At 62.2% G+C, this 11,505-nt stretch carries 11 protein-coding genes; 7 read left to right on the top strand and 4 right to left on the bottom strand.

Going from position 1 to position 11,505, the window contains the following annotated elements:
- Window positions 1-41 precede the first annotated feature (41 nt).
- The 6 genes from C4J91_RS08090 to C4J91_RS08115 are packed head-to-tail and all read left to right on the top strand — an operon-like array spanning window position 42 to window position 6,193.
- On the top strand, window positions 42-929 hold the full coding sequence (locus C4J91_RS08090; RefSeq protein ID WP_124361845.1) for a proline iminopeptidase-family hydrolase: 888 nt from the start codon (window positions 42-44) through the stop codon (window positions 927-929).
- Between the two features lie 3 nt (window positions 930-932).
- Window positions 933-1,880: an ABC transporter permease gene (locus C4J91_RS08095; protein ID WP_124361846.1), complete on the top strand. Its 948-nt coding sequence runs from the start codon at window positions 933-935 to the stop codon at window positions 1,878-1,880.
- A complete protein-coding gene (locus tag C4J91_RS08100; RefSeq protein WP_124361847.1) occupies window positions 1,877-2,728 on the top strand; it encodes an ABC transporter permease in 852 nt (283 codons plus the stop codon). Before C4J91_RS08095 ends, C4J91_RS08100 begins: the two co-directional genes overlap by 4 nt.
- A complete protein-coding gene (locus C4J91_RS08105; RefSeq protein WP_124361848.1) occupies window positions 2,725-3,681 on the top strand; it encodes an ABC transporter ATP-binding protein in 957 nt (318 codons plus the stop codon). The genes C4J91_RS08100 and C4J91_RS08105 overlap by 4 nt, the downstream gene beginning before the upstream one ends.
- Complete coding sequence (locus C4J91_RS08110) at window positions 3,678-4,697, top strand: ABC transporter ATP-binding protein (RefSeq protein WP_124361849.1); 1,020 nt, start codon at window positions 3,678-3,680, stop codon at window positions 4,695-4,697. Before C4J91_RS08105 ends, C4J91_RS08110 begins: the two co-directional genes overlap by 4 nt.
- Window positions 4,679-6,193, top strand: coding sequence for an ABC transporter substrate-binding protein (locus C4J91_RS08115; protein WP_124361850.1), 1,515 nt, complete (start codon window positions 4,679-4,681; stop codon window positions 6,191-6,193). The genes C4J91_RS08110 and C4J91_RS08115 overlap by 19 nt, the downstream gene beginning before the upstream one ends.
- A gap of 139 nt (window positions 6,194-6,332) precedes the next feature.
- Here the strand turns inward: C4J91_RS08115 and C4J91_RS08120 are convergent, their stop codons facing one another.
- The 4 genes from C4J91_RS08120 to C4J91_RS08135 all read right to left on the bottom strand — a co-directional run bounded on the left by C4J91_RS08120 (window position 6,333) and on the right by C4J91_RS08135 (window position 9,995).
- On the bottom strand, window positions 6,333-7,073 hold the full coding sequence (locus tag C4J91_RS08120; protein WP_124361851.1) for a YciK family oxidoreductase: 741 nt from the start codon (window positions 7,071-7,073) through the stop codon (window positions 6,333-6,335).
- Window positions 7,074-7,259: 186 nt separating this feature from the next.
- Window positions 7,260-7,931: an N-acetylmuramic acid 6-phosphate phosphatase MupP gene (gene mupP, locus C4J91_RS08125; RefSeq protein ID WP_124361852.1), complete on the bottom strand. Its 672-nt coding sequence runs from the start codon at window positions 7,929-7,931 to the stop codon at window positions 7,260-7,262.
- 4 nt (window positions 7,932-7,935) lie between these two features.
- Window positions 7,936-8,634, bottom strand: a complete 699-nt coding sequence (ubiG, locus tag C4J91_RS08130; protein WP_124361853.1) for a bifunctional 2-polyprenyl-6-hydroxyphenol methylase/3-demethylubiquinol 3-O-methyltransferase UbiG — start codon at window positions 8,632-8,634, stop codon at window positions 7,936-7,938.
- Window positions 8,635-8,663: 29 nt separating this feature from the next.
- A complete protein-coding gene (locus C4J91_RS08135; protein WP_124361854.1) occupies window positions 8,664-9,995 on the bottom strand; it encodes a TRZ/ATZ family hydrolase in 1,332 nt (443 codons plus the stop codon).
- A gap of 109 nt (window positions 9,996-10,104) precedes the next feature.
- Here C4J91_RS08135 and mtnA point away from each other — a divergent pair, with 109 nt between their 5' ends.
- Window positions 10,105-11,175, top strand: a complete 1,071-nt coding sequence (gene mtnA / locus C4J91_RS08140) for an S-methyl-5-thioribose-1-phosphate isomerase (RefSeq protein WP_124361855.1) — start codon at window positions 10,105-10,107, stop codon at window positions 11,173-11,175.
- The last annotated feature ends 330 nt before the right edge of the window (window positions 11,176-11,505 follow it).

Below are 11,505 nucleotides of genomic sequence, written 5' to 3' on the forward strand. Positions count from 1 at the left end.
GCCACTACCTGCCAGGCCGATACAACACAAGGAATGTATGCATGTGGCGTGAAATAGCCCCCGACCAGCGGTACAACGTGCAAGTCGACGGCCATAATCTCGTGGTCTACAGCTTTGGCGACGGCGATGAGGTGCTGCTGTGCCTCAACGGCGGCCCGGGCCTGCCGTGTGACTATTTGCGCGACGCCCATGGCTGGCTCAAAGAACATAACCTGCGAGTGGTTGCATTCGACCAGCTTGGCACCGGCGCATCAGCCAGACCGAACGACGTTTCCCTGTGGGAAATCCGCCGTTATGTCGAAGAAGTTGAAACCGTCCGCCAGGCCCTGGACCTGGGCCGTGTGCACTTGCTCGGGCATTCCTGGGGCGGTTGGCTGGGCATCGAGTACGCCATTCATTATCCCGAAGCGCTGAAAAGCCTGATCCTCGAAAACACCGTCGGCGATATTCCGCACTTGTCCCAGGAGCTTGAGCGCCTGCGCGGCGCCCTTGGCAGTGAAACCGTGGCCATGATGCAACGTCATGAAGCCGTGGGCACCCTCGACCACCCGCAGTATCAAGCCGCTATCACCTTGCTCAACTATCGCCACGTCTGCCGTCTGGATGAATGGCCGGAGCCGGTCAAACGCTCCCTCGGCGACTGGAACATGGGGCCCTACGAAACCATGCAAGGCCCCAACGAATTCCTGTATGTCGGCAACCTCAAGGACTGGAACCGCCTTGCCGAAATGGCCGACTTGCGCATGCCGATACTGATCACCACCGGCCAGCACGACGAACTCACCCCGGCCTGTGCCATGCGCATGAAAATGGCGGCCCGGCATGCCGAATTGCACGTATTTCCCAACAGCAGCCATATGCCGTTCTACGAAGAACCCCAGGCGTATTTCCCGGTGCTGCTGGACTTTCTCGCCCGCCACCGAGGCTGATGGATGAACCTGGCCCGCTACCGTTTCGTGTTGTCCCGGCCCCTGCAGTTGTTGCCGGTGCTGTTGGGCATCAGTTTGATCACCTTCGTGCTGGTACGCTCGATCCCGGGCGATCCGGCGCGTGCGCTGCTGGGCTCGCGCAGCACGCCGGACGCGTTGCTGAAAATCCGCGCCCAGTACGGCCTCGATGAGCCGTTATGGCTGCAATACTTCTATTTCCTGAAGAACCTGCTCAAGGGCGACCTCGGCCAATCGTTGTTGTACAAAGTCGACGCCCTCAAGCTGATCGTCACCCGCATCGAGCCGACCCTTGTACTGGTGCTCGGCAGCGTGGTGCTGGCGCTGTTGATCGCGGTGCCGCTGGCGACGCTGGCGGCGCGCAATAAAGGCGGCTGGCCCGACACCCTGATTCGCGTGTTCACCACGGTCGGCCTGGGCATGCCGGCGTTCTGGCTGGGCCTGATGCTGATCCTGTTGTTGAGTGTGCAATGGGGCCTGTTTCCGGTGTCCGGTTATGGCCGCACCTGGCTGGACAAGGCCCACCATATGCTGCTGCCGTGTCTGACCATTGCGCTCGCGCTGTCGGCGGTGCTGGTGCGTAATCTGCGCGCGAGCATGCTGGTGGAACTGCAGGCCGACCATGTCACCGCGGCACGGGCGCGGGGGCTGTCTGAAGCCGCCGTGTTCCGCCGCCATGTGGTGCCCAATTCGCTGGTGCCGGCGGTTAACCTGCTGGCAGTGAATATCGGCTGGCTGATCAGCGGCACGGTGGTCATCGAAAGCCTGTTCGCCATTCCCGGCATCGGCCAGTTGCTGGTGCGCGGTATTTTTACCCGCGATTACATGGTGGTGCAGGGCGTGGCGATGGTTCTGGCCTGTGCGACGGTGGTGGTCAACTTCGTCGCCGACGTGGTGACGGTGGCCCTCGACCCACGGGTGAAGATGCAATGAACAGCCGCCCATTGGTCGCCCCCTGGCGCCTGCGCCTGGGTTTTGGCAACGGTCGCCTGACTGCCGCATGGGGCCTGTTGATACTGTTTGCATGGTTGACCCTGGCGCTGTTCGCGCCGTGGATCGCCCCCTACGACCCCATCGCGCAGAACACCGAGATGAGTCTGCTCGCGCCCGGCATTGCGCACCCGTTCGGCACGGACAACTACGGCCGCGACATCCTTTCACGGGTGATCTGGGGCGCGCGCATCGACCTGCAACTGGCGATTGTCGGGGTGATCTTTCCGTTCATGATCGGCACCTTCGTCGGCGCGGTGTCTGGCTACATCGGCGGGCGCTTCGACAGTGTGTGCATGCGCGTGATCGATGTGGTGCTGGCGTTTCCGTTCCTGGTGCTGATGCTGGCGATCATGGCCATTCTCGGGCCTGGGCTGCAGAGCTTTTACATCGCCATGGCGCTGGTGGGCTGGGTGTCGTATGCGCGGTTGATCCGCTCGCAGATCCTGGTGCTCAAGGAAAGCGAGTTCGCCCTGGCCGCCAAGAGCCTGGGGTTTGGCCATGGGCGCATCCTGTTCCGGCATTTGCTGCCCAATGCGCTGTTCGGCTCGATTGTGTTTTCCATGTCCGACGCGGTGCTGGTGCTGCTCAACGGTGCGGCCGTGAGCTACCTGGGCCTGGGCGTGCAACCGCCCACCGCCGAATGGGGGACGATGGTCGCTGAGGGCCAGGCCTTTATCACCACCGCCTGGTGGATCTGCACCTTTCCAGGGGTGGCCATCGTGACCCTGGCCATGGGCTTCAGCCTGCTGGCCGATGGTGTGGCGCAGGTGTTGGGGGATCGTTCATGAGCCTGCTTCAGGTGCGCGACCTCAGCGTGATCGCCAATAACGCCGGGCGCGAGTTGTGCCTGGTCGACCGCGTGTCCTTTGACCTGGCCGAAGGCGAGATCCTGGGGTTGGTCGGTGAAAGCGGTTCGGGCAAGACCTTGGCCTGTCGCGCGCTGATGCGCCTGTTGCCGTCGCCCAACCTGCGCGTACAAGGCGGCGCAGTGCAGTTGGCCGGCCAGGACCTGCTGCGCCTGGATGAAGCCGGCATGCGTACCATCCGGGGCGGGCAGTTGGGCATGATTTTCCAGAACCCCAGCAGTCACCTGGACCCGTTGATGCGTATCGGCGAACAGATCGCCGAGGGCATCCGCCTGCATCAGGGCGCCTCGAAAAAAGACGCGCGGCTGCAGGCTATCGACGTGCTGCGCCAAGTCGGCATTCCCGACCCGCAAGCGCGGGTCGACAACTATCCCCATGAATTTTCCGGCGGCATGCGCCAGCGCGCGATGATTGCGGTAGCCCTGGGGTGCAACCCGAAGGTGCTGATCGCGGACGAACCCACCACCGCCCTCGATGTGACGGTGCAGGCGCAAATCCTGCGGCTGTTGCTCGACCTTCGCGACAAGCGTGGCCTGTCGATCATCATGATCACCCATGACCTCGGCGTAGTGGCGCAAAGCTGCGACTCCATCGCGGTGATGTACGCCGGGCGCCTGTGCGAACACGGCAGCAAATACGAACTGCTCGCCCACCCCCGGCATCCTTACACCGCCGGCCTGATCGACTGCCAGCCGGCCCACAGCAGCGGTCATGCATTGCTGCGCACTATCCCTGGCCAGCCGCCACTGCTTGACGCACTGCCTGACGGCTGCCGCTTCAACCCCCGCTGCCCGCAGGTCGGCGCGCTGTGTACGACGCTGTTGCCGGAAGGCGCACGGGTGGCGTGTCACTATCCCCTCGGAGAACGCCCATGAGTCTGCTGCAGATCAAGGACCTGGAGGTGCGCTTTGCCGCGTCCGGCACAGGCCTGTTCGGGTTGAACAAGCAGTGGGTGAGGGCGGTGAACGGGGTTTCACTGAACCTGGCGGCCGGTGAAACCCTCGGGCTGGTGGGCGAGTCCGGCAGCGGTAAAAGCACGTTGGGACGGGCGATCTTGCACCTGAACCCGATCAGCGCCGGGCAGGTGTTGTTTGACGGTGTCGACATGGCCCAGGGCAGCGCCATCGATATTGCGCGGTTGCGCCAGGAAACCGCGATGATTTTCCAGGACCCTTACGCCGCCCTGAACCCGCGCCACACCCTCGGCGAAACCCTCGCCGAAGTGTTGCGGGTGCAGCGCAAGGTCGCACCGGAAAACATCCGCGCCCGGGTCGATGAGCTGCTCGAGCTGGTCGGCCTGCGGCCTGAATTGGCGTCGCGCAAGCCAGGCTCCCTCAGCGGCGGCCAGTGCCAGCGCGTGGGGATCGCAAGGGCGCTGGCGGTGGAGCCGCGCTTGATCATCGCCGACGAATGCGTGGCGGCGCTGGATGTGTCGATCCAGGGCCAGATCATCAACTTGCTGCTGCAATTGCAACAGCGCATGAACCTGGCGATCTTGTTCATCGCCCATGACCTGGCCATCGTGCGGCGCCTGTGCGACCGCGTGGCGGTGATGTACCTGGGCAAGATCGTCGAGGAGGGGCCGGTGGAAGCGGTGTTCACTGCACCGCGTCACCCGTATACGGCGGCGTTGATCGAAGCGATTCCACAGATTGACCCGCATCGTCCGTTACCGGCGCAGCCGCTGCCCGGCGAACCACCCAGCCCACTGAACCTGCCCACAGGTTGCGCGTTTCACCCGCGTTGCCGGTATGCCCGCGCCATGTGTTCCGTGGTGTTGCCGCCCACCCATTCGCTGCATGAGCATCGATACAGTTGCGTGCTTGAACAACCTTTGACCCTTCCTGCCCATCATGAACAAGGAGTTATGACATGCAATCGCGCCATTTGAAATTGCTCGCCGCCGCCACGCTGACCGTCTGGTCCCTCACTGCCGGCCTGGCCCAGGCCGCCGGCGTCTTGACCATCGGCTGCCGTGAAGACAGCACCACCTTTGACCCGATCAAAAGCGCGCAGAACCGCGATACCTGGGTGTTCGCCAACGTCTACGACACCCTGGTGCGCGTGGATAACCTGGGCACCAAAATGGAACCGGGCCTGGCACAAAGCTGGGAGATTTCCAAGGACGGCCTGACCTACACCTTTAAACTGCGCGAGGCGAAGTTTTCCGACGGTTCGCCGATCACCGCCAGCGATGCGGCGTTCAGCCTGTTGCGCATCCGCGATAACAAGGCGTCGCTGTGGAGTGACCCGTTCAGCCTGATCGACACCGCCAGGGCCAGCGATCCGAAGACGCTGGTGGTCACCCTGAAAACCCCGGCGGTGGCGTTTCTCTCGCAACTGGCCTCGCCAACGGTGTCGATCCTGTCGGAAAAAGCCATGACGGCGATGGGCGAAGACGCCTACTCGGAAAACCCGGTGACCTCCGGCGCGTTCACCGTGGACGAATGGCGCAAGGGCGACCGCGTGATCCTGAAGAAGAACCCGAACTTCTGGCAGGCCAGTAAGGTCAGCCTGGACGGCGTGGAATGGGTGTCGGTCACCGACGACAACACACGCATGCGCATGGTGCAGAACAACGAACTGGACACGGCGATCTTCGTACCCTTCTCCCGTGTCGAGGAGCTGAAGAAAGACCCGAACGTGGTGATCCACGCCGACCCGTCCACCCGCGAAGATCACCTGCTGATCAACCACGCGCACGGCCTGCTGGCCAAGCCGCAGGTGCGTGAAGCGCTGGACATGGCCATCGACAAACAATCGTTGGTGAAGACCGCCACTTACGGGCAAGGCACCGTGGCGTATTCCTACATCCCCAAAGGCTCGCTGTATCACTACGCCAATAACCTGCAGCGCCCATATGACCCGACTGCGGCCAAAAAGCTGCTGGCAGAGGCAGGCGCCAAGGACTTGAAGCTCAACTACGTGGTCAATGCCGGCAATGAAGCTGACGAGCAGATTGCGGTGATCATCAAGGACCAACTGGCCAAGGTTGGCGTCACCGCCAACCTGCAGAAAGTCGACCCGACCCAGAGCTGGCAGATGCTGGTGGACGGTGAGTACGATATTTCGGTGATGTACTGGACCAACGACATCCTCGACCCGGACCAGAAGACCACCTTCGTGCTGGGCCACGACACCAACCAGAACTACATGACCCGCTACCAGAACGACAAGGTCAAGGCGCTGGTGGCACAAGCGCGCATCGAGGCCGACCCGGCCAAGCGTGAGCAGATGTATGTGGAATTGCAGAAACTGGCGAAGCAGGATGTGAACTGGATCGATCTGTATTACAGCCCGTATATCAACATCTCACGCAAGAATGTGAGCAACTTCCTGCAGAACCCGCTGGGGCGCTTCACCCTTGAGGAAGTGGTGAAAAACTAAGTTCCGCAGAACAGCACTATACAAATGTGGGAGGGGGCTTGCTCCCGATAGCGGAGTGTCAGCCAACAGATTAATTGGCTGATCCACCGCTATCGGGAGCAAGCCCCCTCCCACATTTTGATTTAGGTTGTGTCAGGGGTTATTGCGCATCAAACGCCTGCCCATTGATGCCCGCACTGTCCGGCCCCATCAAATACAGGTACACCGGCATGATCTCTTCCGGCGCCGGCCTTTCCATCGGGTTTTCCCCTGGGTACGCCTGGGCTCGCATACTGGTGCGCGTACCGCCCGGGTTGATGCTGTTGGCGCGCACGGCGGCCACATCCTCCAGCTCATCGGCCAGGGTTTGCATCAAGCCTTCGGTTGCAAATTTTGACACGCCATAGGCGCCCCAATACGCCCGGCCCTTGCGCCCGACGCTGCTGGAGGTGAACACCACCGACGCATCCTGGGACAGTTTGAGCAGCGGCAGCAAGGTGCTGGTCAGCATGAACATCGCGTTGACGTTCACGTGCATCACCCGCATGAAATTCTCGCCGGACAACTGTTCGATCGGTGTACGCGGGCCGATGATCGAGGCGTTGTGCAGCAGGCCGTCGAGGCGGCCGAATGCCTTTTCGATCATCGCCGCCAGCTCATCGTATTGATGGGGCAGGGCGGTCTCCAGGTTGAACGGGATCACCACCGGCTGCGGCTGGCCCGCCGCTTCGATCTCGTCATACACCTGGGCCAGGTTGGCTTCGGTCTTGCCCAGCAGCAGTACGGTGGCGCCGTGGGCCGCGTAGGTTTTCGCCGCAGCGGCGCCGATCCCACGGCCGGCACCGGTAACCAGGATGATGCGGCCTTTGAGCAGTTCTGGCGGTGCAGAGTAATCAAACATAAATAGCCTCGACAAAATTCAACAAGTCAGCATCCAATTTGAGCTCACTGGAGATCCAAATGTGGGAGGGGGCTTGCCCCCGATAGCGGAGGATCAGCCAACACATGCAGTGGCTGACACACTGCAATCGGGAGCAAGCCCCCTCCCACATTTTGGATCTTCATCGGTCAGCAGCATCGCGAACAATCAGCAACTGCACAGCGCATTATCCAGCACCTTGCGCAGCTCCAGCGGGTGGTCCACCACCACATCCGCGCCCCAGTGACGCGGGTTGTCATCCGGGTGGATGTAGCCATAGGTGACTGCCGCCGTACGCGTACCGGCGTCGCGGCCGGATTCGATATCACGCAAATCATCGCCCACGAACAACACGCTGGCCGGGTCCAGGTTCAGCAGCTTGCACGCCAGGAGCATCGGCTCCGGGTCCGGCTTGCTGTTTTTCACGTGGTCCGGGCAGATCAGCACGGCCGAGCGTTCTGCCAGGCCCAGTCGCTGCATGATCGGCTCGGCAAAGCGCACCGGCTTGTTGGTGACCACGCCCCAGATCAGCTTGGCCTTCTCAATGTCTTCCAGCAATTCGGCCATACCGTCGAACAGTTTGCTGTGCACCGCACAGTCCTTGAGGTAGCGCTCGAGGAATTCCTGGCGCAGTGCTTCAAAGCCTGGCGACTCCGGGTCCATCGAGAAGGTCACGGCGACCATGGCCCGTGCGCCACCGGAGATTTCATCGCGGATATGCTGCGGGTTGACCGGTGCCAGGCCACGCTCGGCGCGCATGGCCTGGCAGATGGCGATAAAGTCTGGCGCGGTGTCCAGCAGGGTACCGTCCATGTCGAAGAGAACCGCTCGCAACTTCACAGGCTTACTCCTCGCGCAGGGTCTGGATCATGTAGTTGACGTCAACGTCGCTGGCCAGCTTGTAGTGCTTGGTCAGTGGGTTGTAGGTCAGGCCGATGATGTCTTTTACGCTGAGGCCGGCCTGACGGCTCCAGGCCCCCAGCTCGGACGGGCGGATGAATTTCTTGAAGTCATGGGTGCCGCGCGGCAGCAGCTTCATGATGTATTCGGCGCCAATGATCGCGAACAGATAAGCCTTGGGATTGCGGTTGATGGTGGAGAAGAACACCTGGCCGCCGGGCTTGACCATGCGGAAACAGGCGCGGATCACCGAAGACGGGTCGGGCACATGCTCGAGCATTTCCAGGCAGGTGACCACGTCGAACTGCTCGGGCATTTCCTCGGCCAGGGCTTCGGCGGTGATCTGGCGGTACTCCACGCTCACGCCGGATTCCAGCTGGTGCAGCTGGGCCACGGCCAGCGGCGCTTCGCCCATGTCGATGCCCATCACGGTAGCGCCACGCTGGGCCATGGCCTCGCTGAGGATGCCGCCGCCGCAACCGACGTCCAGCACCTTCTTGCCGGCCAGGTTGACGCGTTCGTCAATCCAGTTGACTCGCAGCGGGTTGATGTCGTGCAGGGGCTTGAACTCGCTTTCACGGTCCCACCAGCGGTGGGCCAGGGCTTCGAATTTGGCGATTTCGGCGTGGTCGACGTTGCTCATGGTGAATCCTCTGAATCTGATAAATCGGTTTATTCGCTGTGCCCGCTGATGCGCTGGCCCCAGCCAATGGCCGTGGCGGTCAGCTGTTGTTCATCCATGCGGGTCAATCGTCGGTCGTCGAGCAACTGCTTGCCGGCGACCCAAAGGTGTTTCACGCAATCGCGACCGGTAGCGTAGATAAGCTGTGAGACCGGATCGTAGATCGGTTGTTGCGCCAGCCCCGAAAGGTCGAAGGCGACGATATCTGCGGCCTTGCCGACTTCCAGCGAGCCGATCTGGCTATCCAGGCCCATCGCCCGCGCGCCATTGAGGGTCGCCATGCGCAGCGCGCGATGGGCGTCCAGCGCGGTCGCCGAACCAGCGACCGCCTTGGCCAGCATGGCGGCGGTGCGGGTTTCGCCCAACAGGTCGAGGTCGTTGTTGCTGGCGGCGCCGTCAGTGCCTATAGCCACATTGACGCCAGCCTGCCACAGGCGTTCAACCGGACAGAAGCCGCTGGCCAGTTTCAGGTTCGATTCCGGGCAATGAATGACGCTGGTGTTGCTTTCTACCAGCAAAGCCAAGTCATCCTCGCTGATTTGGGTCATATGAACGGCCTGGAAGCGCGGGCCCAGCAAGCCAAGGCGACCCAGGCGTGCCAATGGCCGCTCGCCGGTCTGTTCCACGGCCTGCTGCACTTCAAAGGCGGTTTCGTGCACATGCATATGAATTGCGGCGTCCAGCTCTTCGGCGATCACCCGGATTTTCTCCAGGTTGTCATCGTTGACGGTGTAAGGCGCGTGGGGGCCGAACGTGATCTTGATGCGGGGATGGTGCTTGAGGTCGCCGAACAGCTCGATACCCTGGCGCATTGCCTCATCGGCGCTGCTTGCGCCAGGAATCGGAAAATCCAGGATCGGGATGGCGATCTGTGCGCGCATGCCGCTGTTGTGCACGCAGTCGCTGGCGACCTTGGGGTAGAAATACATATCGGAGAAGCAGGTGATGCCGCCCTTGAGCTGCTCGGCGATGGCCAGGTTGGTGCCATCGCGCACGAAGGCTTCATCGACCCACTTGGCTTCGGCGGGCCAGATGTGTTTTTCCAGCCAGGTCATCAACGGCAGGTCATCGGCCAAGCCGCGAAACAGGCTCATCGCCGCATGCCCATGGGCGTTGATCAGGCCCGGGCTGAGCAGCATGCCGGGCAGCTCGCGCACCTCGCTGGCCTCAAGCTTGAGCGCCGCCGCCCGCGGCCCGATAAACACGATGCAGCCGTCACGAATACCCAAGCCATGCTCCTTGAGCACTACGCCAGCAGGTTCGACGGGGACCAGCCAGGTCGGCAGGAGCAATAAGTCGAGCGGGGCGGCAGTGGGCGTCATCGCAGGCTTCTTCCTGGGCAGCTATAAAAGAAGGGCGAAGTATACCCGAGCGTCCTGGCTGGCGGATCGCTATAATCGGCGGCTTTTGTTCATGAGTACGGGGAAAGGGATGCGCGACCGACTGTTGGCTGCAGAGAAGGTGAAGGCCATCGATTGGCGTGATGGCGTGCTGCACCTGCTCGATCAGCGTGCGCTGCCGGCCCGGGAATGCTGGGTGGCGTGCTCGACCGTCGGCGAGGTGGCCGCCGCCATCCGCTCGATGGTGGTACGCGGCGCGTCGGCCATCGGCATCAGCGCGGCCTACGGGCTGGTGCTGGCTGCTCGCGAGCGCATGGCCGAAGGCGGCGACTGGCAGGCGGCCTGGGAAGAAGACTACGCACTGCTGGCCGATACCCGACCCACTGCATCGAACCTGTTCTGGGCGCTGAAATGCATGCGCGACCGCCTCGACCGTCTCAAGCAGCACGCTGACCCACTGGCGGTGCTGGAAGCTGAAGCCATTGCGATCCATGAAAGCGACCGCGAGGCCAATGTGGTCATGGCCCAATTGGGTATGGAGCGGATTCGCAAGCACCAGGGCAACGCCCAGGCGATCCTCACCCATGGCAACGCCGGCGCATTGGCCTCGGGCGGTGTCGGCACGGCCCTCGGGGTGATTCGTGCGGCGTTCCTGGAGGGGCTGGTCGAGCAGGTCTATGCCAACGAAACCCGTCCCTGGCTGCAAGGCTCGCGCCTGACGGCGTGGGAGTTGGCGGGCGAGGGTATCCCGGTGACGGTCAATGCCGACTCCGCCGGGGCGCATATCCTCAAAACCAAAGGCGTGACCTGGGTGGTGGTCGGCGCTGACTGCATCGCGGCCAATGGCGATGTGATCAGCAAGATCGGCACGTATCAGTTGGCCGTGTGCGCCATGCACCACGGCGTGCGCTTTATGGTGGTGGCGTCGAGCTCGACCCTCGACCTGATGATGGCCACTGGCGATGATGTGGCCCTGGAAGAGCGTGATGTGGCTGAGTTGCTGGAGGTGAATGGCCAGCGGCTGGAGGTGCAGGCCTTCAACCCGGTTTTCGATGTCACCCCGGCCGACCTGATCGACGTGATCGTCACCGAGAAAGGTGTGGTGGAGCGGCCGGATGCGGCGAAGCTGGCTAAGCTGATGTGCCGTAAGCGGCTGCATTGAGGGTTGTGTCGTTGGTGAAATTGCTATCGGGGGCAAGCCCCCTCCCACACTTGAGTTGTGAATACATTCAAAATGTGGGAGGGGGCTTGCCCCCGATTGGCCCTCAAAGTCAATAAAACCCTCGGATCCACCCCCAAAAAACAGCACCACCCCATCTCTGAGCCTCTCTCGTCCTCCTCAAGCCTGTCATTCATCAAATTACTAGCCTCCATGCGCATCAGGGGGATAGGTGCGTGGCGGCGATTGTGATAACATCCGGCGGTTTCCAGGGCCGCCCCGAGGGGTTGCCCATAACGTGCAGATCCGTGTCATAACTCGTTGATTTGTCGT

It is taken from the genome of Pseudomonas sp. R3-52-08, assembly GCF_003851745.1.
Classification (GTDB): domain Bacteria; phylum Pseudomonadota; class Gammaproteobacteria; order Pseudomonadales; family Pseudomonadaceae; genus Aquipseudomonas.